Annotated in this window: 25 protein-coding genes; 10 read left to right on the plus strand and 15 right to left on the minus strand. The window is 69.3% G+C overall.

Annotated elements, in window-relative coordinates; translation table 11 throughout:
* Positions 1-181: 181 nt before the first annotated feature.
* The 6 genes from lnt to NA12_RS20490 all read right to left on the minus strand — a co-directional run bounded on the left by lnt (position 182) and on the right by NA12_RS20490 (position 6294).
* A complete protein-coding gene (gene lnt / locus NA12_RS20465) occupies positions 182-1750 on the minus strand; it encodes an apolipoprotein N-acyltransferase (RefSeq protein ID WP_067453492.1) in 1569 nt (522 codons plus the stop codon).
* A 143-nt stretch (positions 1751-1893) separates the two neighbouring features.
* Positions 1894-3486, minus strand: coding sequence for an amidohydrolase (locus tag NA12_RS20470; RefSeq protein ID WP_067453495.1), 1593 nt, complete (start codon positions 3484-3486; stop codon positions 1894-1896).
* Positions 3487-3554: 68 nt separating this feature from the next.
* The gene (locus NA12_RS20475; protein ID WP_067453497.1) at positions 3555-3758 is read right to left on the minus strand and encodes a hypothetical protein; all 204 of its coding nucleotides are present in this window, start codon (positions 3756-3758) and stop codon (positions 3555-3557) included.
* 59 nt (positions 3759-3817) lie between these two features.
* Positions 3818-4309 carry an FxsA family protein gene (locus NA12_RS20480; protein WP_067453500.1) on the minus strand — a complete coding sequence of 164 codons (492 nt, stop codon included), beginning with the start codon at positions 4307-4309 and terminating at the stop codon, positions 3818-3820.
* Between the two features lie 72 nt (positions 4310-4381).
* A complete protein-coding gene (locus NA12_RS20485) occupies positions 4382-5041 on the minus strand; it encodes a response regulator (RefSeq protein ID WP_067453503.1) in 660 nt (219 codons plus the stop codon).
* A gap of 77 nt (positions 5042-5118) precedes the next feature.
* A complete protein-coding gene (locus tag NA12_RS20490) occupies positions 5119-6294 on the minus strand; it encodes a sensor histidine kinase (RefSeq protein ID WP_067453506.1) in 1176 nt (391 codons plus the stop codon).
* 54 nt (positions 6295-6348) lie between these two features.
* Here NA12_RS20490 and NA12_RS20495 point away from each other — a divergent pair, with 54 nt between their 5' ends.
* Positions 6349-7116, plus strand: coding sequence for a sulfite exporter TauE/SafE family protein (locus NA12_RS20495; protein ID WP_067453509.1), 768 nt, complete (start codon positions 6349-6351; stop codon positions 7114-7116).
* Here NA12_RS20495 and NA12_RS20500 read toward each other — a convergent pair.
* A complete protein-coding gene (locus NA12_RS20500) occupies positions 7113-7763 on the minus strand; it encodes a TetR/AcrR family transcriptional regulator (protein WP_243655000.1) in 651 nt (216 codons plus the stop codon). The genes NA12_RS20495 and NA12_RS20500 overlap by 4 nt on opposite strands.
* Before the next feature lie 202 nt (positions 7764-7965).
* Here NA12_RS20500 and NA12_RS20505 point away from each other — a divergent pair, with 202 nt between their 5' ends.
* The 3 genes from NA12_RS20505 (at position 7966) to NA12_RS20515 (ending at position 11783) form a co-directional block, all read left to right on the plus strand.
* Positions 7966-9495 (plus strand): TldD/PmbA family protein, encoded by a 1530-nt coding sequence (locus NA12_RS20505; RefSeq protein WP_067453868.1) that lies wholly within the window; start codon positions 7966-7968, stop codon positions 9493-9495.
* A gap of 8 nt (positions 9496-9503) precedes the next feature.
* Entirely contained in the window at positions 9504-10883 is a 1380-nt protein-coding gene (locus tag NA12_RS20510; RefSeq protein WP_067453865.1) for a metallopeptidase TldD-related protein, read from the plus strand.
* A 63-nt stretch (positions 10884-10946) separates the two neighbouring features.
* Positions 10947-11783 (plus strand): HAD family hydrolase, encoded by an 837-nt coding sequence (locus NA12_RS20515; RefSeq protein ID WP_067453516.1) that lies wholly within the window; start codon positions 10947-10949, stop codon positions 11781-11783.
* Here NA12_RS20515 and NA12_RS20520 read toward each other — a convergent pair.
* Positions 11776-12927, minus strand: coding sequence for an erythromycin esterase family protein (locus NA12_RS20520; protein ID WP_067453519.1), 1152 nt, complete (start codon positions 12925-12927; stop codon positions 11776-11778). The genes NA12_RS20515 and NA12_RS20520 overlap by 8 nt on opposite strands.
* 81 nt (positions 12928-13008) lie before the next feature.
* Between NA12_RS20520 and NA12_RS20525 the strand changes: the two genes are divergently transcribed.
* On the plus strand, positions 13009-13716 hold the full coding sequence (locus NA12_RS20525; protein ID WP_067453522.1) for a MerR family DNA-binding transcriptional regulator: 708 nt from the start codon (positions 13009-13011) through the stop codon (positions 13714-13716).
* 106 nt (positions 13717-13822) lie between these two features.
* Here NA12_RS20525 and NA12_RS20530 read toward each other — a convergent pair whose 3' ends face one another.
* Positions 13823-15112, minus strand: coding sequence for an acetyl-CoA C-acyltransferase (locus NA12_RS20530; RefSeq protein ID WP_067453526.1), 1290 nt, complete (start codon positions 15110-15112; stop codon positions 13823-13825).
* Between the two features lie 77 nt (positions 15113-15189).
* Positions 15190-15570, minus strand: a complete 381-nt coding sequence (locus tag NA12_RS20535) for a PPOX class F420-dependent oxidoreductase (RefSeq protein ID WP_067453529.1) — start codon at positions 15568-15570, stop codon at positions 15190-15192.
* Positions 15571-15624: 54 nt separating this feature from the next.
* Between NA12_RS20535 and NA12_RS20540 the strand changes: the two genes are divergently transcribed.
* Complete coding sequence (locus NA12_RS20540) at positions 15625-16623, plus strand: SMP-30/gluconolactonase/LRE family protein (RefSeq protein WP_243654999.1); 999 nt, start codon at positions 15625-15627, stop codon at positions 16621-16623.
* 26 nt (positions 16624-16649) lie between these two features.
* Here the strand turns inward: NA12_RS20540 and NA12_RS20545 are convergent, their stop codons facing one another.
* Positions 16650-17219: a class I SAM-dependent methyltransferase gene (locus tag NA12_RS20545; protein WP_084472949.1), complete on the minus strand. Its 570-nt coding sequence runs from the start codon at positions 17217-17219 to the stop codon at positions 16650-16652.
* A gap of 55 nt (positions 17220-17274) precedes the next feature.
* Between NA12_RS20545 and NA12_RS20550 the strand changes: the two genes are divergently transcribed.
* A complete protein-coding gene (locus NA12_RS20550; protein ID WP_067453532.1) occupies positions 17275-18063 on the plus strand; it encodes an AraC family transcriptional regulator in 789 nt (262 codons plus the stop codon).
* 89 nt (positions 18064-18152) lie between these two features.
* Entirely contained in the window at positions 18153-18932 is a 780-nt protein-coding gene (locus NA12_RS20555; RefSeq protein ID WP_084472950.1) for a 2-phosphosulfolactate phosphatase, read from the plus strand.
* Between the two features lie 34 nt (positions 18933-18966).
* Here the strand turns inward: NA12_RS20555 and map are convergent, their stop codons facing one another.
* Positions 18967-19734 (minus strand): type I methionyl aminopeptidase, encoded by a 768-nt coding sequence (gene map, locus NA12_RS20560; RefSeq protein WP_067453534.1) that lies wholly within the window; start codon positions 19732-19734, stop codon positions 18967-18969.
* A gap of 59 nt (positions 19735-19793) precedes the next feature.
* Positions 19794-20609, minus strand: a complete 816-nt coding sequence (locus tag NA12_RS20565) for a mycofactocin-coupled SDR family oxidoreductase (RefSeq protein ID WP_067453537.1) — start codon at positions 20607-20609, stop codon at positions 19794-19796.
* Positions 20610-20727: 118 nt separating this feature from the next.
* On the opposite strand from NA12_RS20565, the gene NA12_RS20570 reads away from it, so the two are divergent.
* The gene (locus NA12_RS20570) at positions 20728-20991 is read left to right on the plus strand and encodes a helix-turn-helix domain-containing protein (RefSeq protein ID WP_067453542.1); all 264 of its coding nucleotides are present in this window, start codon (positions 20728-20730) and stop codon (positions 20989-20991) included.
* Positions 20992-21031: 40 nt separating this feature from the next.
* Here NA12_RS20570 and NA12_RS20575 read toward each other — a convergent pair whose 3' ends face one another.
* Together NA12_RS20575 and NA12_RS20580 are read right to left on the minus strand one after the other, a co-directional pair.
* On the minus strand, positions 21032-23440 hold the full coding sequence (locus NA12_RS20575) for an MFS transporter (RefSeq protein ID WP_067453880.1): 2409 nt from the start codon (positions 23438-23440) through the stop codon (positions 21032-21034).
* Positions 23441-23677: 237 nt separating this feature from the next.
* Positions 23678-24520 carry an NAD-dependent protein deacetylase gene (locus NA12_RS20580; RefSeq protein WP_067453883.1) on the minus strand — a complete coding sequence of 281 codons (843 nt, stop codon included), beginning with the start codon at positions 24518-24520 and terminating at the stop codon, positions 23678-23680.
* Between the two features lie 132 nt (positions 24521-24652).
* On the opposite strand from NA12_RS20580, the gene NA12_RS20585 reads away from it, so the two are divergent.
* Complete coding sequence (locus NA12_RS20585) at positions 24653-25108, plus strand: hypothetical protein (protein WP_067453544.1); 456 nt, start codon at positions 24653-24655, stop codon at positions 25106-25108.
* Positions 25109-25133: the final 25 nt, after the last annotated feature.

The raw sequence follows: 25133 nt of genomic DNA on the forward strand, positions 1-25133 counted from the left end.
TGTCACAACTCCCCGAGCAGCGCCCGGGCACGCAACGGCCCAGGGCGTGGCTTTTCCACGCCCATGATTCGGAGTACTGCGGCAGCCGGATGGCTACCAATGTGAATTTATTTCGAGCTCACCGAATTACACCCCGGAAGCCGCAACTCTGTGCCGCTTCCCACCGGTTGAAACAAACCGCTTATTCAGAATTGTCCGAAACTCGCGCAGGATTCGTCGGATTCGCGCGGCGGCGTCGGAGTAATAGCAATCCAACACCGATCGAGGTCAGGATAACGGAAGCGAGTTCTGGCCACACCCCTATTCGGGTTGCGACCGTCGTTTCGTCGCGCAACGGTAGCTGGGCCACCAACGCGGCGGGAACGACCTGCTCGGTCTGCTGTCCGATCACGCCGTCCGCGGTGATGATGGCGCTCACGCCGGTGGTTGCCGCCACCACGAGCGCTCGCCCGTGCTCGACGGCGCGCACCCGCGACATCGCCAATTGCTGGTAGGTCATCTCGCTCTCACCGAAGGTGGCGTTGTTCGTCGGCACCGTCAGCAGTTGGGCACCGGCGGCGAGGGATTCCCGAAATGCCCGGTCGAACGCGACCTCGTAACAGGTCGCCACCCCGACCGGCACACCGGCAGCCGTCACCGTGCCATCACCATTTCCCGGCACGAAATAGCCCGCACGGTCGGCATAGGAGGAGAACAAACGGAAGAAACCACGCATCGGCAGGTATTCGCCGAACGGCTGGATTATCTTCTTGTCATGGCGCTCCCCCGGGCCTGCCGTGCCGTTCCACACGATCACCGAATTGGTGGTCGTGCGGTCACCGTTCACCAGGACTGCGCCGACCAGGATCGGGGCGCCGATGCGCACCGAGGCTTCGGTGATCTCGGCGGCGGCGTCGGCATTGCGCAGTGGGTCGATATCGGAGGAGTTCTCGGGCCAGATCACGATGTCGGGCCGCGCGACCGACCCGCGGGTGACGGCGTCGGCCAACTCCTCGGTGCGCCGGACGTGGTTGTCCAGCACGGCGCGGCGCTGGGCGTTGAAATCGAGCCCGAGCCGCGGGACACTACCCTGGACGGCGGCGACCGTGATCGTCTTCAGACCTGCGTCCGGGGCGGGCAAAGTCGGCCGCAGGATCACTCCGGCCAGAGGCATGATAGCCACGGCCACCACGGACGTGGCAAATCCGGTACGCACAGCGCGCGTGTTCGGGCGCGGCGCGGGCAGGCGCGCCCAGGCGACGACGCGCACCCCGAGCGCGGCGAGAGCGGTGCCGGTGAGCGCGACGGCGAAGCCGATCAGCGGCGCACCGCCGTAGGCGGCCAGCGGCAGATACCAACCATCGGCCTGGCCGAAAGCCACGCGCCCCCACGGGAATCCGCCGAACGGAAAACTCGATCTCAGCCATTCGCTCGCGGTCCAGGCGAGGGCGAGCCAGATCGGCCAGCCCGGCAGCGCGCTCAGCCACCGGGCCAGCACGCCCCACAGGCCGAAGTACAGCGCGCACACCGTCGAGAGCGCCAGCCACGGCGCCGGCCCCACATAGATCCCGGTCCACGGCAGCAGCGGAACGAAGAACGCCAACCCGCCGAGCATCCCGTAACCGAACCCGCCGCGAACCGGGCCGGGCCCACGCACGGCGAGGGTGAGCAGGGCGATGGCCACGGGCGCGAGGAACCAGAACGGGCGCGGCGGAAAACTGCCGAACAGCAACAGCCCGCCCACGACGGCCGCGAGCAGCCGCGCCACCATCGGGTGCGGTGTTCGGGTGGATCGCCGCGCACCGGAATCCACCTCGCGCGCTGCTGATGCCGGTGCGGCTGCGGAATCGGGGTGATTACCCGTCGCGGGGTCGATCATGGTGTGTCGCTCCGTGATTGGTTACTGGCGGCGGGTCAGGCGGAGTAGATCGTGGTGCCGTCGCGCACGGTGCGCAGGCAGGTCGGCAGTTCGACGCCCGGTTCCAGGCGGGGCAGACCGGGTACGCGGGAGCGAGGGTCGGTGGACCAGCGCGCCACGGTGTCGGCGGCCGCGGCGACGACGAGCTCGCCCGCGTCCCACACGGCGTAGGACGCGGGTGCGCCGGGCACCAGCGTGCCCGCCATGCCGTCGCGTACGCCGCCCGCCCGCCAGGCGCCGCGCGTGGCGGCGGCGAAGGCGGCGCGGGGGGACAGTCCGTGCCCCGGGGTGCGGTGGTGGACGGCCGCGCGCACCTGCTCCCACGGGTTCATCGCGGTGACGGGCGCGTCGGAGCCGATGGCCAGGGAGATACCGGCCGCCGCCATCGCCGCGAACGGGTTGAGGCCCGCGGCGCGCTCGGCGCCGAGGCGGGTCGCGTACATTCCGTCGGGTCCGCCCCAGGCCGCGTCGAAGCCGGGCTGCACGGACACGATCACGCCGAGTTCGGCGAGTCGCGCGATCGCGGCGGCATCGGTCATCTCCGCGTGTTCGACGCGGTGCCCGCGCGCGGCGATCGCCGGTCCACCGAGTTCGGCTGCGACACGGGCGAATCCGGCGACGACGGAATCCATGGCGGCGTCGCCGATGGCGTGGAAACCGGCCTGGATCCCGGCCTCGGTGCACGCGTGAATATGCGCGGTGACCGCGTCTTCGTCGAGGAAGGTCTTGCCGCAGCCCGCCGCGTCGGCGTAGGACGCGCGCAGCGCGGCCGTATGCGAGCCGAGCGAACCGTCGACGAACAGGTCGCCGCCCAGCGCGTGTACCCCGAGTTCGTCGAGCAGGGCGCGCGCCTGTTCGGCGGTGCGCACCGCCTGCCCCCAGTAGGCGCGCACGGCCACGCCGTGTTCGAAGGCGAGCAGTTCACCGATGTCGTCGCGGCCGGAGATCTCGGGGCCCGCGCATTCGTGGACCGCGACGATGCCGTGCGCGGCCGCCGTGTCGAGGGCCGCCTGCCGGGCCGAATCACGCTGGGCGCGAGTGAGTTCCGCGAGTGCGACCGTGCGCACCCGGTGGTGGGCGTCGGCGCGCAGCAGTTCGCCACGCCGATATCCGTCGCCGAGATCACCGGCCGCGTCGAGCAGTGCCGAGGAGGCGACAGCCGAATGCGCGTCGACCCGCGCCAGGTAGACGAGCCTGCCCGAGCCCGCGGCCGCGTCGAGTTCGGCGACCGTCGGCGGACGCTGTTCGGGCCAGGCCGTGTCGTCCCAGCCTTCGCCGATGATCACACCGTCCGGCTGGTTCGCGACGTGCGCCCGCACCGTGTCGAGCAGGTCGGACACGGATCGGGCGCCCCGCAGGTCGAGCCCGGTCAGCTGCAGACCCAGCGCGGTGACGTGCACATGGGGGTCGACGAACGCCGGCGCCACGAACGCACCGTCGAGGTCGATGACCTCCGCGTCGGGATGCATCGCCCGCCCGGGCGCCTCGGCGCCCAGCCACACCACGGTGCCGTCGGTGACCGCCATCGCGGTCGCGTCCGGGGAGCTGGAACTGTAGAAGCGACCGCCGATCAGCAACTGGGTACTCACGGTGCCCCAGTCTGCCGTATCGCCCGATTGTCACCTCGGCAGGGAGCCCCCGCTCGGCGGCGTGAACGTCAGGTCGGCAGCGACAGCGCGGCGCGCACTTCGGCATCGCCGAACCCGGGGGAACGATGCCCGCCCGCTTCCACGGCGATCAGTTCCAACCGCCACGCGGCGGTGGTGAAATCCGACATCGACTGTCCGGCAGCGGCGCTCGCTCTACGCACCACGTCGGCCAGTTCCTCGCTCACCGTGACGGTGATCTGCTCGGTGGCCATGTCGGTACTGTAGACCCTTCGCGCCCACCCGCGGGCATGTCGCAACAGGTCTTTTCGGATCAGGCCGGACCGAGCGCGCGCGGACCCGCGGTGTGACCGTCGTCGTACCACTGCCCCACCACCGTCCCGTCGACCACGTCACCGTCCGCGTCGACGACCATCCCGCGATACGGCGAGGGCGCGAACGAGGGCAGCGGGCCGAAGCGGCGCGTACCCAGCTTCTCCAGCGCCGGTCGCAGCAGCGCCCTGGTCGGGGGGAACAGCGCGAGCAGGCCGACCACTCCGGTGACGAGGCCCGGCACGAACAGCAGCACCGAGCCGGTGGCGACGATCACCCCGTCGGCGACCGCGCTCTCCGCGCTCACCTCACCGCGCGAGGCGCGCCGGAATCGGTCGAACACCCGCCTGCCCTGTCGTCCGAGCAGCACCAATCCCACGCCCGATACCGCGACGAGCACGACAAGCGCCCAGCCGATGCCGATCAGCTGGGCGAGGCCGACGAGGGCGGCGATCTCGACGACGAGGTAGGCGATGAACAACAGGGCGGTCATGGCGATCCTTTCGGACGATCTACCTCCTCAACGCGCGAGCGCCCGATTTTTCTCCCGAGCGCGCCGACGAACTCAGCCGCCGGGTCGCACGAGCCCGGTCTCGTAGGCCAGCACGACCGCCTGCACCCGGTCGCGCAGACCGAGTTTGGTGAGGACGCGGCCGACGTGGGTCTTCACGGTCGCCTCCGACAGGAACAGCGCCGCGGCGATCTCGGCGTTGGAGCGGCCTGCCGCGATCTGTTCGAGCACCTCGCGTTCGCGCGTGGTGAGAGCGTCGAGGATTTTCGGGTCGCGCAGACTCGTCGGGTCATCGGCCACGAGCCGGTCCAGCAGCCGCTTGGTGACCCGGGGCGAGACCACCGCGTCACCGGCGGCGACGCTGCGGATGGCCGAGACGAGGTCCTCGGGCGGGGTGTCCTTGAGCAGGAACCCGCTGGCACCTGCCCGCAGGGCACCGAGTGCGTGTTCGTCGAGGTCGAAGGTGGTCATCACGAGCACCCGCACACCCTCCCCCGCGGCCACGATCCGCGCGGTGGCCGTTACCCCGTCGACGACCGGCATCCGCACATCCATCAGAACGACATCCGGGCGCAGCGCACTCGCGCGCCGCACAGCCTCGTCACCGTTGCCCGCTTCACCGATCACCTCGATATCGGGGTGCGCGCCGAGCACCATCTTCAGACCCATCCGCATGAGTTCCTGATCGTCCACCACGAGCACGCTGATCGGCATTGCCCCACCCTAATAGGCGCGACCGCCCCGCATTCCTCCCATTTTTCGCCCGCACGCCGGCCAGGAACGAGCAGGAATCAGTCCGCGTCGGTACGGAGCGGGAGGTCGGCGCGTACCTGCCAGCGACCGTCGCCGAGCCTGCCCGCGTGCATGGTGCCGCCGAGGACCGCGACCCGTTCGCGCATGCCGACCAGTCCCATCCCCGCGCCGGGAATGTCGGCATCCTGGCTCATCCGCGCGGGCACGCCGCCGCTGTCGACGACCTCGACGAGGACGTCCTCGTCGCGCCGATGCACCCGGACCACCGCCTTGGGCTCCGCGCCCGCGTGGCGCAGGGTGTTGGTGAGCGACTCCTGCACGATGCGGTGCACGCCGAGACTCACCTCGGGCGCGATGTCGTCGAGTTCGCCGGTCAGCTCGAGGTCGACGGCCAGACCGGCCTCGCGCATCATCTGGGCAAGCCTCGCGATCCCCGCGCTCCCGTGCTGGGGCAGCAGTTCCGGCGCGTGCTCGGTCCGCAGCAGGGCGACGGTGCGGCGCAGTTCGCGCAGCGCTTCGCGACCGGTCCCCGCGATGGTGGCCAGCGCGCGCTCGGCGGTGTCGGGGTCTTGGCGCAGGGCGTACTTGGCCCCGTCGGCCTGCACGATGATGACGCTCACCGCGTGCGCGACCACGTCGTGGAGTTCGCGGGCGATGCGGGTGCGTTCGGCGGCGACCGCGTCGTGCGCGCGTCGTTCCCGGTCGTAGTCGGCGACGGCCAGCCGGGCGGCCACCTCGGAGTCGTAGGCGTGCCGGGCGCCGTTGAACTCGGCCAGTGTCCAGCACAGTGCGTAGATGAGCCCGGCCATCGCCAGATCGCCGCCCGAAGGCTGATCGAGCAGCAAGACCGACACCGTCATGTCGAGTACGAGAAAGGCGAGGAAGATCAGCCCGTCGCGCCGCCCGACGTAGGCGACGAGGGTGTAGAGCATCACCCCGAGCCCGATCAGGGCCACATGGTCGGTGGCCCGCCCATCGATCAGATAGCCGATCAGGGTGTTGAGCAGCGACAACACCAGCATCGCGGCCGCCACCGCCCGCGGATACACCCGTCGCAGGATCAGCGGCAACGGCAGGATCACCGAGAAGATCAGGTAGACGACCTTGTTGTGTTCGTCGCCCACCCCGAGGGCATCGAGCAACAGCAGCAACCCGGCGAGGATCGAGTCGGCGACGATGGGTCGTCCGCGTAGCCACAGGCTGAACCGGCGCACCGACTCAGCCTAGCCCGGCTGGCTTTCCGGCCGTGATCTTGATTGCCTGGACGCGTGCAACTCGGAGACTGGACGGTCCTGCTGGTGGCCGCCGCGGCGGCGGGCTGGGTCGACGCCGTGGTCGGCGGCGGGGGGCTGATCATTCTGCCGACGCTGTTCCTCGTCGTTCCCGGTATCGCGCCGCAGACCGCGCTCGGCACCAACAAGCTCGCCGCCCTGGCCGGCACCGCGACCGCCGCGGCCACCTTCGCGCGCAAGGTGCCGATGCAGTGGAAGGTGCTGCTGCCCGGAGCGGTGATCGCCGCGATCACGGCCGCGTGCGGGGCGGCGGCGGTGTCGCTGATCGACCGCGACCTGTTCATCCCGTTGGTGATGGTGGTGCTCGTCGGGGTTGCGGTGTTCGTGACCGTGCGCCCCTCGGTCGGCCTGACGATGGCCACCCATCCACCGACGCGACGCAAGGTGATCCTGGTGGTCGGCCTCGCGTCCGGTCTCATCGGCCTCTACGACGGGCTGCTCGGGCCGGGCACCGGCACCTTTTTGATCATCACGTTCGCGACGCTGCTCGGCACCGAGTTCGTCCGGGCGGCGGCGATGGCCAAGGTGATCAACTGTGGGTCGAACGTGGGTGCGCTGCTGTTCCTCGGCTCGACCGGCCACATCCTGTGGGGTCTGGGCGCGGCCATGGCGGTGGCGAATATCGTCGGCGCGCTGATCGGTTCGCGGATGGCGCTGGCCAAGGGGGCGGGATTCGTCCGGATCGTCTTGCTCGTCGTGGTGGTGGTGATGGTGATCCGGCTGGGGTGGCAGCAGTTCGGTTAGCGCACCGGTCCGGCGGGCGCGGAGGCCGCGAGCCAGGGCTGAAGTATCCGAGAGGTGGTCTCGTGGATCTCGCGATGGAGGCGTTCACCGTCGTCGGCGCTGTGCTGTGGCTGCTGGAACAGCACGGTCAGCGCGCCCGACACCGCGCCGACCACGGCACCGACCAGCGCCGCGGCACCGACCTCGTCGAGTTCGTGCGGGAACGCGATGTGCAGCTGGTGGGCGATCTCGCGCTGGGCGAGCAGTTGCGCGTGCGCGGCGCGACCGCTCACCGAGGGGACCGTCCGCGAGACCCGCGCCCGCAGGGCGGCCACCCGCGTACCGACGTCGCCGACGAGGCGTTCGCCGGGGTTGTCGCCCGCCGCGCGCAAAGCCCGCAGCAACACCTCCACCGGTCGCTCGCCGGGCCGACGGGTGGCGATGGCGGCGACCGCCGCGCGCACCCGTTCGTCGGGTTCGGGGAAGAGCAGTTCTTCCTTGCTCGCGAAGTAGTTGAAGAAGGTCCGGGTGCCGACCTCGGCCTCGGCCGCGATGTCGGCGACGGTCGTCTCCTCGTAGCCTCTGGCCTCGAACAACTCGACGGCGGCCACGAGGATCGCACGTCGGGTTCGTTCCCTTTTTCGATCGCGCAGGGCAGATGGCGGCACGGCGGGCACCCTACGGCATTTCCGACGTCGCTCGCGGGAGGAGACGGAGTCCGCGCGTCACGGCAATGCCTGTCGCGACCGGCATCTCGCGCGTCATGGCACGCGACGCCGGTGCACGGCGAGCGCCGCATCGGCCGACATGCCAGTGCCCGGAACCGGTTCCGGCGCACATGTGTCGGTGGCACCGGTTAGCGTGGGTCCGGTGAGTACCACGACTTCCAGAGATGTGGACGAGGAGTTCCGCGCGCTCGGGCTCGCCACGCTGGCCGAGGCCGCGCTGTCGGCGGCCCGCGCCGCCGGGGCCGAGCATGCCGACCTGCGCGTGCAACGGTTGGTGACCCAGTCGATCCGATTGCGCGACGGCCGCGTCGAAGCGGTCACCGACGGGACCGAGCTGGGGCTGGCGGTGCGCGTGATCGTCGACGGCACCTGGGGTTTCGCCTCGCACGCCGCGCTCACCCCCGCGACCGCCGCCGAGGTGGCGCGCCGCGCGGTGACGGTGGCGCGGGCATTGCGCGCGCTGAACCGGGAGCGCGTCGAACTGGCCGACGAGCCACGCTACGACGATGTGTCGTGGGTCTCGGCCTACGACCTCGATCCGTTCGCGGTGTCGACCGCCGACAAAGTGGCGCTGCTGCAAGACTATTCGGAACGTCTGTCCGCGGCCGACGGTGTCGACCACGTCACCGCCTCGGTCCTGCAGGTCAAGGAGCAGACGTTCTACGCCGACACCGCGGGTTCGTCGATCACCCAGCAGCGGGTGCGGTTGCATCCCCAACTGGAGGCTGTCACCGTCGATTCCGCGTCGGGAGTGTTCGAGACGATGCGTACCCTCGCCGCGCCCGCCGGTCGCGGCTGGGAGTACGTCACCGGCGCCGACGGAACATGGGACTGGACGGGCGAACTCGCGCGGATCCCGGGCTGGCTGGCCGAGAAGGTGAAGGCGCCCAGTGTGGTCGCGGGTCCCACCGATCTCGTGATCGACCCCACGAACCTGTGGCTCACGATCCACGAATCCATCGGCCACGCCACCGAATACGACCGCGCGATCGGCTACGAATCCGCGTACGCGGGCACCTCGTTCGCGACTCCCGATCAGCTCGGCACGCTGCGGTACGGCACGCCGATCATGCACGTCACCGGCGACCGCACCCAGGTCAACGGGTTGAGCACGGTCGGCTACGACGACGAGGGCGTGGCGGGCCAGCAGTGGGACCTGGTGCGTGACGGCGTTCTCGTCGGCTACCAGCTCGACCGGGTGTTCGCCCCCCGGCTCGGGCTCGATCGCTCCAACGGGTGCTCGTATGCCGATTCGCCACACCATGTTCCGATCCAGCGGATGGCGAACGTGTCGTTGCAGCCCGATCCCGAACACGACACCAGCACCGCCGAGCTGATCTCGCGGGTGCGCGAGGGCATCTACATCGTCGGCGACAAGAGCTGGTCGATCGATATGCAGCGCTACAACTTCCAGTTCACCGGTCAACGGTTCTTCCGGATTCGCGACGGCGAGCTCGACGGGCAACTGCGCGATGTCGCCTATCAGGCGACGACCACCGATTTCTGGGGGTCGATGGAAGCGGTCGGCGGACCGAGCACCTGGCAGCTCGGTGGCGCGTTCAACTGCGGTAAGGCACAGCCGGGTCAGGTAGCGGCGGTGAGTCACGGCTGCCCGTCGGTACTGGTGCGCGGGGTCAACATTCTCAATACCCGGACGGAGGGCGGTCAGTGAACGAGGGTCTGTTCCCGGCGGGCGCGGTGGTCGAGCGGGCGCTCGCGGCGTCGAAGGCCGACGAGGCGATCGTGATCGTCACCGACGCGCACGAGGCGTCGCTGCGGTGGGCGGGCAACTCGATGACCACCAACGGTTCGTCGATTTCGCGCGAGTGGGCGGTGATCTCGGTGTTCCGCACGGGGACCGACGTCGCGCGGGTCGGTTCCATCAGTTCCACCAGCGTCGATCCCACCGAGATCGAGGCCGTGGTGCGCGCCAGCGAGGAGGCCGCGCGCACGGCCACCCCGGCACGTGACGCGATGCCGCTGCTCGAACCCACCGACGACGACACCCCCGCGTGGGATCAGGCGCCGGGCGCGACCGAGATCGACGTGTTCGCCGGGTTGGCGCGCGAGCTGTCGACCGGTTTCGACGGCACCGACCGCCTCTACGGTTTCGCCCACCACCAGGTGCACACCACCTGGCTGGGTACCTCGACCGGTGTCCGCCGCCGGTTCAGTCAGCCGACCGGTTCGGTGGAGATCAACGGCAAGCGGGGCGAGGGCGACGAGCTGGCGAGCGCGTGGGTGGGCGTTGGCACCGCCGATTTCACCGACGTCGACACCCCGGGCCTGCTCGCCGAGTTGTCGCGGCGCCTCGCCTGGGCCGAGCGCCGCGTCGAGCTGCCCGCGGGCCGCTACGAGACCCTGCTGCCGCCGTCGTCGGTCGCCGATCTGATGATCTATCTGGCGTGGAGCATGGAGGGCCGTGGCGCGCACGAGGGCCACACCGCGTTCTCCCGCGCCGGTGGCACGCGCATCGGTGAACGGCTCACCGACATTCCGCTCACCCTGTACTCCGACCCCAACGCGAGCGGCCTGGAATACCGGCCGTTCGTGGCGACGCCGTCGTCGTCGGAGTCGCTGTCGGTGTTCGACAACGGGCTGTCCGCGCGACGGGTCGACTGGATCGGCCAGGGCGTCATCGAATCGCTGGTGTATCCGCGCGCGACCGCTGCCGAATTCTCCGCTCCCGCCACGGTTCCCGGCGAGAATCTGCTGCTCACCGGTGGCGGCGAGGCTTCGCTGGACGACATGGTCGCCCGCACCGAACGCGGTCTGCTCCTCACCTGCCTGTGGTACATCCGCGAGGTCGACCCCGCCACGCTGCTGCTCACCGGCCTCACCCGCGACGGCGTCTACCTCGTCGAGGACGGGCAGGTGACCGGCGCGGTGAACAACTTCCGGTTCAACGAGAGCCCGCTCGATCTGTTGCGGCGGGTCTCGGAGGCAGGTGCCACCGAGATCACCCTGCCGCGGGAGTGGAAGGACTGGTTCACCCGCACCGCCATGCCCCCGTTGCGCATCCCCGACTTCCACATGTCCTCGGTGAGCCGAGCCACCTGATCGCTCACCAGGCCGGGAAGAACCCGCTCCGACCGGTCGCCCCGAGCGTGACAGCATGAACGGGTGACTGGTATCCGGATGTTCGCCACCGACCTCGACGGCACCCTGCTGCGTTCCGATCGCACGATCTCGCGGCGGACGGCCGAGGCGATGGCCGATGCTCGAGCCGCGGGCATCGAGGTGGTGTGGGCCACGGCGCGGGCCCGTCATTCGGTTCACGACCTGGCGCAGTCATGCGGTTTCCGCGGCAAAGCGGTGTGTGCCAACGGCGCGGTGCTGCTCGACCTGGCCGACGGCACACCGAAAATCATCGACACCGTCTCGATCGACAGCGGCGCGGCGGGTGCGGTGATGGCCCAGATCCGCGACCTGATTCCGGGGGTGGTGTTCGCCAACGTGGGCGCCACCCGGTTCATCGCCGAACCCGCCTATGCCGCCCTGTGCACCTTCGCCGACCACCATCGGCACCCGCACGAGATGGAACTGTCCGATTCCCTGCCGACCGGCATCGAGTCGATGGTGAAGATCGTCGCCCGTCATCCCGAACTGCCGGGGGCGCAGCTGTACCGGACGGCGGTGGCGGTGGGGATCACCGGTGTGGAGCTGACCCACTCCGGTGCCGCGTACATGGAGATGGCCGCGCAAGGTGTGTCGAAAGCCAGCGCGCTGGCCCGCCTGTGCGCGATCGACGGCATCGACCCGTCGCAGGTGGCGGCCGCGGGCGATGCGCTCAACGATGTCGCCATGCTCACGTGGGCGGGTACCGCGCTGGTTCCGGCCAACGCGGTACCCGAGGTGATCGCCCTCGCCGACCGGATTCTGCCGACCAACGACGCGGACGGCGTCGCCGCCTACCTCGAGGAATTGGTGGGGTCGACACCGCGCGACACCGCTAGCTGACCGCCGTGGGCGCCTCACCCACGCTCAGGTGCAGGATCGTATCGGCCGCGCCCACGGTGTCCGCGTCCAACGGGAAGTACCCCTGTTCCCGGGTGGCGTCGATGCGGATGAGCGCGGGGCCGAGTTCGGCCGCCGGGATCAACCCCCAGGTGTCGACGCGATTCTGGAGAACGTGCTCGTAGGTTCCCGGCGCGGGTTCGGCGAGTTCGAGGCCATCGCTGCGTCCCAGACTGCCGAGAATCACCCGGTAGTGCTCCCCCAGCAGCGATCCGACGATCGCCCCCGCGCCGAACCAGACGAGCTCCATCGGCCCCATCGGCATGACGCTGGTGGTGCGCCGCAGGTGCAGGTTGTGTGAGTGCACCAGCGTCGGACCACGGCGTGCTTCGGTGGACCGGATGTCGAGCAGGTTCTGGGCCATCAGCGCGTCACGGGCGGCGGCCAGGCTGTTCCATCGCACGCCGTCCTCGGTCGGCGCGGCCGCCTGCCGGTGATACCGGAGCAGGCCGAGGCCGGCGGTGAGATGAATCGCCGCTGTGCGCCACCGCGCGAGTGAGGTGGCCGCGATCCGCTCCGGCGCGCGCGCGTAGAGCAGCGCGAGCATGTCGTCGGCCATCGCCCGCAATCGCTCGGCATCGAGGGTGGCTCCGGGCGAGACGGCGGCGTCGAGGACGGCCTCGGTGCGGCTCCATCGCTCGTCGCTGCCCGCGGGCCCGCTGATGTCGAAGTCGAGTTCCAGGTAGTCGCGGGCGAATTCGAGGTAGGACCGGGGGCTGGGAGCGTTCATCGTTTCCATGGCGGCGTCGAATCCGTGAAAGTGGACCTGATCCCCGACCGGCCGACCCGCGTTGTAGTCGCGCAGCCAGGCGACCAGGTTCCGGTTGCCCGCGAGCTCACCGAATTCGTGCGAGAAGCCGGTCCGCATCACCTCGTCCAAGGTGCCGGGGCCGCCTCGAACGAATTCATCCACGGTGAGCGCGGCGACCCGATCCGTTTCCAGCGCGATCGACCGGAATCCCCTCGCCACCAACTCGACGAACAGCTCGTTGCGGATGGCCGCGAAGCCCGGCTCTCGGTGCGTCGGTTCCCCGAACGCCAGCAGTTCACAGGACGAAGGGACGAAGTCGCTGATTCTCTGACTCATACCTGTCAACCGTATCGTTGAAAGAACGGTGGAGACTCGACCAGCGGCTATTCCCGGATTATGTCGTAAAGTCTCAAACCAGTGAGAACCCTACGACCGTCCGACCTGGCCCGCGAGCACGCGATCTCCACCCAGGCGGTCCGCAATTACGAGCAGGACGGCTGTCTGCCGCCCGCCGAGCGCACCCCCACCGGATACCGCATCTACACCGATCTGCACGCGGCCGCGCTGCGCACCTACCTCACCCTGATCCCCGCGCACGGCCACGCGAGAGCGGGCGACATCATGCGCGCGCTGCACGCGGACGACCTCGACACGGCGCTCGCGATCATCGACCACGGGCACAGCCAACTCCTGCGCGACCGCGAGACCCTCATCGCGGTACGCCGGGCCGTCGACCACCTCGTCACCGAATCCAGTTCTGCCACCACAGGTTCGCCGGAGACCAGAACCATCGGCGAACTCGCCCACCACCTGCGAGTCACCCCCGCCACCCTCCGGGCCTGGGAAGCGGCCGACATCCTGTCCCCCGTCCGGGACCCGGCCACCGGCTACCGCCGTTACGGACCCGACGACCTGCGTGACGCCGAACTCGCCCACATCCTGCGCCGAGGCCACTACCGCCTCGACCACATCGCCGCCGTCATCGGGCAGATCCGCGCCGCAGGGAGCACCGAGGCACTGGCGAACGCCCTCACCGACTGGCAGGCCGCTCTCACCGCCCGTGGCCTTGCGCTGCTCGACGCCGCCGCCGCGCTGAGCCGATACACCGCCGCGCTACGCCACTAGGCCGGCATGACGCTACCCACGCAGTGGACGGTGACGGCCGAGGACCCTGATGGGCGCCCGGTGGACATCCAGGGCGCACCGTCCCCGCCCCGGTGCGCCTACCTGATCACACGCGTTCGAGCACCGCAGACGCGCCGATGCCACCCGCCGCGCAGATCCCCAGCAGCGCGGTCTGCTTCCCGGTCCGGGCCAACTCGTTGGCCATGGTGGTGACCATGCGCGCGCCGGTGGCGCCGAACGGGTGACCCAGCGAGATCGAGCCGCCGTGCACGTTCAAACTGTCGATGTCGACGATGCCGACCGGCTCATCGCGGTCGAGGCGTGCCTTGGCCCACTCGGCGCTCTCCAGCATGCGCAGAACCGAGAGCGTCTGCGCGGCGAAGGCTTCGTGGATGTCGACCAGGTCGATATCGGCCAGCGTCATGCCCGCCTTGTCCAGGGCGCGCGGCATCGAGATCGCCGGGCCGATGAGTACCTGGTCGGCGGGGTCGACGCTGACGAAACTCCAGGAGCGAAAGGCTGCCTTCGGGGTGAATCCGAGGGCGCGCGCCTTCTCCTCGCTCATCAGCAGGACCGCCGACGCACCGTCGGTGAGCGGGCTGGCATTGCCCGCGGTGACCGTGCCGTTCTGCTCGAACACCGGTTTCAGCAGGGCGAGCTTCTCGACGCTGGTGTTCGCACGGACGAGTCCGTCGCGCTCGATCCGGGTGCCCGACGGTGTGGTGACCGGCACGACCTCGTCGTCGAAACGTCCCGAGGCGATCGCGGCCGCGGCCCGCTGGTGCGAGCGGGCCGCGAACACGTCTTGGTCGGCGCGGGAGATCCCGTTGACGCGGGCCATCTTCTCCGCGGACTCGCCCATGACCTCGCCGGTGGTGCGCTCGGCGATCTTGGGCTGGCGCGGCAGGATGTCGGTGAACGGCGCGAGCTGTCGAACCACCTCGAGGTAGTCCATCGGCTTGGGCTTGCCCAGCGCGACCGGCGCGACCGCGTGCACGACCTTCTGCGGCAGCTTGATCTCGGCATTGCTGGTGGAATCGCTGCCACCGGCGATCATGATGTCGTACTCGCCGCGTTCGATCGCCGCGGCCGCCGAGGTCACCGCCTGCAAACCGGACGCGCACGCGCGGGTGACCGTGTATCCCTCGCACCCGAAGTCCAGGTTCAGGTCGAGGGCGATCTCCCGCGCGATATTGGGCGCATGGCTCGGCAGCACAACGCCACCCCAGACGATGGATTGGATCTCGCCGGGCGCGATGCCGGTCCGCTCGATCAGCCCGCGAACGGCCGCGCCCGCCAGGGCGATGCTGTCGAGGCGGGTGAAGTCGGTGAACGCGCGGACGAACGGTGTCCGCGCGCCGCCGACGACGACGGCCCGATTGCGTTTCTCGGCCATGTGAGTCCCTTCGCCAAGTGCTGCCGAAGACTCACAGTATCCGATACCGAGGGTTCTACATATCGGATCGAGGCGAATCAGGCGGGCGTGATCTCGATGCCGATGGTGCCCGCCTTACCGCGGCGCAGATTGCTGCCGAGGATCACGAGCGGGCCGGTGAGCCAGTATTTCTTGCGCAGCAGCGAGCGGAGTTCGCCGGTCTCGGCCGCGTCGAGCAGCCGCGCGGTGCCGGTCACGACGGCGCCGTGCGCGTCGCCGCGCACGTTGCAGGGTTGCACCGTCACCTCGGGGTTGCGCCGGACACGCTTGACCTTCCAGCTGTCGGTGACCGTCCAGACGAACAGCTTGTCGTCGCGGGCCACCGCCCAGACGGGCGTTCCCACGGGCGTGCCGTCCTTGCGGAAGGTGGTGAGCAGTACGTAATTCGCGGTCGCCAGTTCGCCGAGGCGGTTCGTCATGCCCACAGCCTAGTGCGCGCGGCGATCCGAGCGCTCGGCCAGTAGGCTGCGGCCATGCCAGTTCGACGCCACGATCAGCCCACCTGTCGGCGGTGGATCCGTTGTCTGACAACAGCAGTCACGGTGGCCGCCGCCCTCGGGATCGGCCCGGTCGGCACGGCGCAGGCCGGTGCGCCATCGTGCGCCGACGGCTGGCACAGCGAGGTGCTGGCGGCCGATCTCGGCGGCCTGGAAAATCTCGAATTCGACGGCCGTGGCGGCTTCTACGTCAGCGGCATCGTTCGCGGGGAGATCTCGCACGTCGCCGCCGACGGCCACGTCACCACGATCCTTACCGGCCTCGACAACCCCGCCGGGCTGCGACTGATCGGCGACGATCTCTTCTTCGTCACCGGCGACGGCACCACCCCGAACGGCGGCGGCACTCTGAGCCGGCTCGACACGGTCACCGGCGAGGTCACCGTTGTGCTCCCGAATCTGGTGCAGCCCAACGGATTACTGCTACTGCCCGATGGAGACCTGCTCATCTCCCAGCTCTCCGTCCCCTGGCCGCCGGTCGGTATCAGCCGCTACCGCCCCGCCACCGGCGAGTTCACCCTCGCCTGGTCTCCCGTCCCCCGCCCCAACGGCCTCGCTCTCGCCCCCGACCGCCGGGCGGTCATCACCGAGGACGTCCTCACCTCCCAGCTCGTGCGCGTCCCCCTCGACGCCCCCGACCTGTACACCCCCGTCGCGACCGTGAACGACGGTCTCCTGCCTGCCCTGGACGACCTCGACGTCACCGCCGCCGGCCTCGCCTTCGTCACCGGCGACTATTCCGGCAGCGTCTACCGGGTCGACCTGAGCTCGGGCGCCTGGTGCACGCTCGCCACGGGCTGGACCACCCCCCGAGGCCCCCTGCCCGCCGCACCTCCCATCGGCCCCACCTCGGCCCGCCTGGCCCCCGACCTCACCACCGGAACGTGGTCGCTCTACGTCACCAGCATCGACGGCACGCTCCGACGGCTGCGCCCACCGCCCGGTGTGGATCTCACTGCGTCCTTCTCACGCTGAGCACGCCGACCGAGCGGCACCGAACGTCAGCGGGGCCGCTCGGCCCGGAACCGGAACATTCCGAGGCCGGTCTCCACGTCGATGCCCGTGAACCCCGCGACCGCCAGCCGGTCGGCGAGGGTGTCCGCCGGGACCGGCACGCACGTGTCGCCCAGATGCTGGAGCCGGAACAGCGGACTGTCGAGGCCGTCCGAGCCGGCGAAGACGCCGCCGGGTCGAAGCACTCGCAGCGCTTCGGCGAACAGGTCGTCCTGCTGCGGGGGTGAGGGTACGTGGTGCAGCATCGTGAAGCAGACCACGGAGTCGAATTCCTTGTCCGGCAACGGCATCGCGGTCGCGTCACCGTCCACCACGCGCAGGTCCGCCGCGAAGCGGGTGCGTAGCCGCGCCGCGAGCACGGGGTCGATCTCCAGGCCGGTGAGCGAGTCGGCGCGCTCGCGCAGTGGACTCACGTTCGCGCCGAAACCCGGGCCGATCTCCAACGCGGACGCCCCGAGGTCGATGTCGCGCATCACCCACGGCACGATCTTCGTCGCCGTGATCCATTCCCACGCCGTGGACCTGCACAACAGCCTGTGCCAGATATTCATCGCCATGACTACGACGGTAGGAGCCCGTGGCCGTGGCCGATAGTCGCTACGCTGACAGACTATGTCGCTGAACGGACAGGACCTGCTGCTGGCCGCGGACACCGGTCCGACGGCCATGGTGTTCGGCGCGGGAGTCCTGCCCGCCGGCTACTGGTTCGACGAGCACCGCCATCCGCAGCATCAGATCGCCTGGGCGGGTAGAGGAGTCATCGGGATCGACATCGACGCCAACCACTGGGTGCTGCCACCGACCAGGGCTTTGTGGATCCCCGGCGGTATCGCGCATCGCACCGGAACGACGGCGGGCGCCGATATGCGCGGCATCTTCGTCGAACCCGACCGATGCCCGGCGCTGTTCGCCCGGCCCACGCTGTTGAGCGTCTCGCCGCTGCTGCGAGAACTCTTCGACCACATGACGTCGCGGCAACTGACCGACGACGGACGGACACGGGCCGAGGCGATGGTGTTCGACCTGCTCGAGCCGGTCGAGGTCATCCCGATCGGCGCACCGCTGCCGACCGACCCCCGGGCTCGCGTGGTCGCCGAGGTCCTGCTCGAGGACCCCGCCGACGACCGCACGCTCGCCGAACTCGGCCACCACGCGGCGGCCAGCTCGCGCACCCTGGCGCGCGCGTTCCGTGCCGAGACCGGCATGACCTTCGCGCAATGGCGCACCCAGATCCGCCTGGCGGCCTCGCTGACCCCGCTGGCCGACGGCGTACCGGTGACCCGCATCGCCGCCCGGGTCGGATACCGCAGTGCCAGCGCGTATGTGGCGGCGTTCCGGCGGGCCGTCGGCACGTCGCCCGGCCAGTACTTCGCCCGCCAGGAGGACAACGTGTCGCCGTGACAGCTGAGGTTTCGCGCACGGCGAGGCCAGCGGTAGCGCATTGTCGATCTCCGTGATGGACTGGCGAATTCGGCTATCGGGAGGTCAGCGTGGGATCGCCACCGCAGTGGGCACGGCAGGACGGGTTCGGGATCAGGGCGGAGTGGGGACGCACCGGAGCGGCGGTGCTCGGACCGGGGGCCGGGTGCCTGGTGGTGATCGACGTGTTGTCGTTCACGACGTCGGTGTCGGTGGCCACCGCCGCCGGCACCGCGGTATTCCCGTATCGATGGCGCGACGCGTCGGCGCGAGCCTTCGCCACCGAGAATGCCGCCGACTTGGCCGTCGGCCGGCAAGAGGCCGGTCCGTGGTCGCTGTCGCCGGCGGCGATCCGGCGCGCGCCGTTCACCCCGCGCCTGGTGCTGCCCTCGCCCAACGGTTCCACCATCGCCGCCGCGGTCGAGGGGACGCCGGTCGTGGCGGCCTGCCTGCGCAATGTCAGCGCGGTCGCCGACTGGCTGCTCGCCCAGCACTGGGGCACTCCGGATCGACCGATCGCGATCATCCCGGCGGGCGAGCACTGGCCGGGCGCCGACACCGTGCGACCGGCCCTCGAGGACTGGCTCGGCGCGGGCGCGCTCGCCGCCGCGCTGATCGATCGCGGCCTCGCGACGCCGTCCCCCGAAGCACGCGCGGCGGCAGCGACCTTCGATGCGACAGCGGATGTAGCCGCCACGATCACCGAATGCGCGTCCGGCCGCGAACTCGCCGCGATCGGCTTCGCCGATGATGTGGCCATCGCGATCGAACGCGACGCCGACGCCACCGTGCCGGTTCTCACCGACAACGCTTTCACCAACAACGCCTTCGTCGACCGCCGAATTCGCTAGCGGGCACACAGAATCCGTGGCACTGCCGACACCGTCAGCCGTGGGCGGTGAGGATCCGCGGACCGTCGGCGGTGACGGCGATGGTGTGTTCGCTGTGCGCGCACCGGGAGCCGTCGGCCGAGCGGATGGTCCATCCGTCGGCGTCGGTGTAGACCTTCGCCGTACTCGCCGCGAACCACGGCTCGATGGCCACCGTGAGACCGGGGCGCAGCCGGAACCCGCGACCGGGTCTGCCGTCGTTGGCGATATGCGGATCCTCGTGCATCGTCCGCCCGAGCCCGTGCCCGCCGAACTCGGTATTGACCGGGTATCCGTATTCGCGAGCGACGTTCGCGATCGCGGCGGAGATATCGCCGATCCGGTTGTCGGGTTGCGCGGCCGCGATCCCGGCGGCCAGTGCCTCTTGCGTGGCCCGGACCAACCGTTCGTCCGCGGGCGAGGGAGTACCGACGATGAACGAGATCGCCGAGTCGGCGACCCAGCCGTCGATCGACACGGCCAGGTCAGCGGTCAGCAGGTCGCCGTCGCACAACCGGTAGTCGTGCGGAAGTCCGTGCAGCACAGCATCGTTCACCGCGAGGCACACCGTGTTGCGGAACGGCCCGCGCCCGAACGAGGGCGCGTAGTCCCAGTAGCACGACACCGCCCCGCGCTCGCGAATCCGCTCCCGCACATACGCTTCCAGTTCGAGCAGGTTCACCCCGACCGCCGCACGTTCGCGCACCCCGGCCAGCACGTCGGCGACGAACCGGCCGGTCACCCGCATGCGCTCGATCTCCGCGGGTGATTTCAACTCCACCATCACGCCTCCATTGGTATTTTCATACCGACCCTAGCCGCGCCGGTATAAAAATACCAATGTCAGCGATTGAGGTTGCCCATGTCCACGGGGATCTGCGCGCCGGTGATCTGACTCGCCTCGTACGAGCACAACCAGGCCACGGTCGCCGCGATCTCCTCGGGCTGGCAGATGTGGCTGGGCAGCGTGTTCATGTAGATGGGTGCGAGAGTGGCGCCGTACCGCTCGAACAGCGGCCCCATCTCGGTGATCTTCATGCCGCTTTCCACCCCCGCCGGATGGACGGTGTTCACCCGGATCCGGAACTCGCCGAGTTCGTTCGCCATCGTCTTGGCCAGCCCCGTGATCGCGTGCTTGGTCGCGACATAATGGCCGGTGAACGGAGTTCCCTTCAGGCCCGCCACCGAACTGGTGAACACGATCGCACCGCCTTCGCCCTGCGCGATCAAATGGGGGATAGCCGCTTTCGCGGTATGGAAGACACCCGTCAGATTGACGTCGATGGTCTCCTGCCACTGCTCGGCGGTGATCTCCCACGACATCGCCGCCGAGCAGATTCCCGCGTTGGCCACCACCACATCGAGCCTGCCCAGCTGCTCGATGCCCGCCGTCAGCGCCGCCGAGAGCCCGTCGAAATCGCGCACGTCGACCTTGCTCGCGACGATCTTGCCGCCCGCCTTCTCGACGAGCCGCACGGTCTCGGCCAGATCCGCCTCCGTCGCGCCCGCGTAGCTGGTGCTGGCGAACTCCGCGCACGCGTCGATCGCGATCACGTCGGCGCCTTCCTCGGCGAAGCGCACGGCCTCGGCCCTGCCCTGCCCGCGCGCCGCTCCCGTGACGAAAACAACCTTGCCCTCGAACCGTCGTGTCATACCCATACCTTTCGAACCTCGATGTTCTCCTCTGACACCTACCACCGCCACCGCCGGTGCGAGGCGAAACGGAGATCCCTACTCAACTTGGCCATCGCGTCCCCGAGCACCTACCATCGGTCCCATGGTGCGACTCCCGCTCAGCCCCGCGCAGGTCGAAGCGGGCCGCCGTCTGGGCCGCCGCCTCCGCACCGCTCGCGGCGACCGCGACCTCGCCGAGGTAGCCCTGCGAGCAGGCATTTCCCCGGAGACGCTGCGCAAGATCGAGTCGGGACGACTACCCTCCCCGGCCTTCGGCACCGTCGTCGGCCTGGCCGAGGCTCTCGCGATTCCGCTCACCGAACTGGCCGAGTCCTACCGCGCCGACCAGGTCGCCGAATCCGCCTGAGCACCACCGCGCACGCACCGGCGTTCGCCTCGGTCCGAGGTCAGCGGCGGTTCATCGACTCCTCGTTCTCGTAGCCCAGCGTCACATCGTGGGTGATCTCGCCGCGGGTGATCGATACCTGACTCGCGACGGGTGGGTAGCCGCGGGCGACCACCGTGTATTCCCCTGCAGGCAGGTCCGGTACCAGGTAGCGCCCCTGCTCATCGGTGCGTGCCGACGCCGCCGGATCGCCGCCCGAGTCCAGGACGGTGATCTGCACATCGGCGACGGGTCGGTCGCCGTCCACCCAGGCCGAGCCGAGCAGAATGGCCATCGGTTCCAGGTCGATATCGCGGTGGAGCGAGCCCGTCTCCGGCACGGTCAGCGCGACCGCCGCCGGGCGCATGTGGTCGGCGACCGCGACCAGGGTGTAGGTGCCGCTCACGACGTCGCGGCACACGTAGGTGCCGTCCTCGCCGGTGATCGCCGCGTCCACCACCTCACCCCGGAGGTCGGTCAGCGTGATCGTGGCGCCCCAGAGCGGTTCGCCGCGCCGCGCCGATCGCACGATTCCGGTGAGTTCGCCCGCACCGGTGAGCATCAGGTCGACGTGCTGGGCGCGCTCTCCGATCGAGACGCTCACCGCCTCGGGCTGATGCCCGACCGCCGCGGCGATGAGCACATAGTTGCCCGGTCGCGGCGCCGCGATCACGTACGCGCCGTCGGCGTCGCCGTTACCGCGGGCCACCTGGTGCCCGTGCTGATCGATCAGGGTCAGTGTCGCATCCGGCACCGGGCGCGCGTCGTCCCGCCGCAACAGCCCCGCGATCACCCGGCCGGGGGCGGCGGGGTGCAGTTCGCCCGCCATCTCGTGCGCGTCGTGCAGGCTCACATCGCGCAGCGCGGTGGCGTCGGAGTTCTCCTCGGGCGCTGGATCATCCTGTAGCGGAATCTCTTTCATGAACACCAGCACCAGGCAGGCCACCACGGCGAGGTCGGCCGCGAGCAGGAACACCGTGTGCATCGAGTCGGTGAATCCCACGAGGATCGGGATCCGCACCTGCTCCGGCAGCGTGGCGATGCCGCTGGTATCGCTCAGCAGGCCGTCGAGCCGCGCGCTGTCGAAACCGGCAGGCAGGCTCCCGCCGAAGGCGTTCAGGATCGCACCGGGCAGCCGGTCGAACAGCACGGTCAGGAAGATCGCGACGCCGAGGGTTCCACCGAGCTGACGGAAGAAGGTCGCCGATGCGGTCGATACCCCCATCTCGGTGCGCCCGACCGCGTTCTGCGCGGCGATGACCAGTGTCTGCATGCAGCCGCCGAGCCCGAAACCCATGATCGCGCTGAAGGCGAGCGGCTGCCACAGCGGACCGTTGTAGGAGATCCTGGCGAACAGCGCGCACCCGATCGCCAGGATCAGCGCCCCGAGCACCGGCAGCACTTTGTAGCGACCGGTGGCCTTGGTGATCAGCCCCGAGATCTGCGCGCCCACCATGATCCCGAGTACCAGCGGCAGCATCAGCAGCCCCGCTTCGGTCGGCGAGAAACCACGCACAACCTGCAAATACTGCGGAACCATCGTGATCGCGCCGAACATCGCCAGACCCACGAGAAACCCACCGAGGATCGCGATACTGAACGTGGAGTTGCGAAACAGCCGCAGCGGGATCAGCGCCGAGTCCTTCATGAGGAATTCGACGACGACGAACAGCAGGAGCCCACCCGCGCAGATGCCGTAGCACAGCAGCGATTTCGGCGCGGTCCACCCCCAGATCCGACCCTGCTCGGCCACGATCAGCAGCGGCACCACTCCCACGATGAGCGTGATCGCGCCGAACCAGTCGATCCGGCTGTGTCGGCGGGTGTGGCTCACATTCAGCACCTTCGCAACCACGAGGAACGCCAGCACCCCGACGGGCACGTTCACCAGAAAGACCCAGCGCCAGCCCTCGATGCCGCCGAGGGTCTCGTAATCGGACAGGAATCCGCCGACCACCGGGCCGAGCACCGTCGCGATGCCGAACACCATGAGGAAATACCCCTGATAGCGCACCCGTTCGCGCGGGGGCACGATATCGCCGACGATGGTGAACGCCAGCGACATCAACCCGCCGGCGCCCAGGCCCTGGAAAGCCCGGCACCCGGCCAATTGGTACATGGTGGTCGCGAAGCAGCAGGCCGCCGAGCCGATCACGAAAAGCGCGATCGCGAGTAGGTAGAACGGTTTTCGCCCGTAGATATCGGCGAGTTTGCCGTAGAGAGGCGTGGTGACGGTGGCGGTGATCAGATAGGCCGTTGTCGCCCATGCCTGTTCGTCGAACCCGTCGAGACTGTTCGCGATCCGCACGATCGCGACGCTGACGATGTTCTGGTCGAGCGCGGCTAGGAACACCCCGAGTAGCAAACCGGACAGAATGGTGAGTGTCCGGCGGTGCGTGAGGCGTGATTCGGCAACGACGATATCGGTCATGGAGAAGCCCTGGTTCTGATCGGCTGGCAAGTGGGGGTCGATCATTCGGCCCACACGAGGGCCGACAACCCCGCTGCGAGGAAAACTTTGCGCCGCGGGTCGAACTCTTCATGCACTGGTTCGCCGAGCTTACCCACGTCGGATCTGCCGCCGTCACCGAGGGATCAAGTTACCGTTTATTTCATCAGGAAACGATAGGCCGCCGCACGCGGAACTGTCAGTTCGGTGCGCGTGAATTCAGTCGCCGAGTTCGGCCAGCGCGCACAGAGTTTCCGAACAGCCAGCGTCGATTCGCAGGGTGGCGAGTTCGTCGCCGCGGGTACGTCCGCGATTCACGATCACCACGGGCAGCCCGTTTTTCGCGGCTCTGCGCACGAATCGCAGGCCCGACATCACGGTCAGCGAGGAACCGGCCACCAGGATCGCCTGCGCTCGGTCGACCATGCCGAAAGCGGCCGCCACTCGATCCGACGGCACATTCTCGCCGAAATACACGATGTCGGGTTTGAGCATTCCGCCGCACACCAGACAGTCGACCATCCGGAATCGGTCGGTATCGGTCACCACGGCGTCCGCGTCGGGCGCCACTTCGATACCGGAGGGTTGCGCCGAAACATTCTCCGCGAAACCGGGATTGGCCGCTTCGAGATGTTGGGCCAGAGTCATTCGCGAGATCAGATTCTCGCACCGCAGACAACGCACCCGCGCGTAGGTTCCGTGTAAATCGATCACCCGACGCGCCCCCGCCTTCATATGCAGCAGGTCCACGTTCTGCGTGATCACTCCCGACACCACTCCCGCGCGCTCGAGCCGGGCGAGAGCACGATGACCGGGATTGGGCCGCGCGGCGTCCATCCGCCGCCAGCCGATGTGGTTGCGCGCCCAATATCGTTGCCGGAATACCGGGTCACCGACGAATTGCTGATAGGTCATCGGGGTGCGCGGCGGCGAATCGGGACCGCGGTAGTCGGGTATGCCGCTGTCGGTGCTCAGCCCGGCACCGGAGATCACGACGGTGCGGCGCCCGCGCAGCAGCTCGGCCGCGCGCGCCACCACGTCGGTGGTGTTGTGGTCCACCATGGGTTCCACTCTACGAGCGCGCCGACGCCGCCCCGTGCGCGGGACGAACACGCCGGGGCGGAGTTGCGTGGGGCGGGCGCGCGGCGAGATGATGTCTCATCCGCCCGGCATCGACCGCTGCAGAGGAAACCTATGTCCGACACCGATGAGCAAGGCCGCACCGCGCTCAATGCCGCGGTCGACGAAACGATCGTCGCCGTCCGCCGGATGTTCTATGTCCTGGGCGACGAGATCGACCGCACCGAGGGCCCGATCGAATTCACCTTCCACAACGGGTCGACCCTGCTGTTCGACGCCGGCGTCGACGGTGCCGAACTGCGCATCGGCGGCGCACCGTGGCGCGACCCGTTCGAGCCGCTGGTCGACCCGGTGAACATCGAATACGTCGCCAACTCCGGCAAGTACACCGCCTTCGACGTCACCGACGAGTCACCCTACGACGAGCTCGCGGGCCGACGCGTCGACGCGGTCTCGGTGGTACCGCTGGCCGACGGCCGCCCCCGCGCGGCGACCCTCTATCTGGGCAGGGGCATGGTGAAGGCGGAGTCGATCGCCGACGAACTCATCGTGACCCTGATCTCGGCATAGCTCACGACCCGGTCGACAATGACCC

The organism is Nocardia alba NBRC 108234 (assembly GCF_001612665.1).
In the GTDB taxonomy this organism is placed as follows: Bacteria; Actinomycetota; Actinomycetes; order Mycobacteriales; family Mycobacteriaceae; genus Nocardia; species Nocardia alba.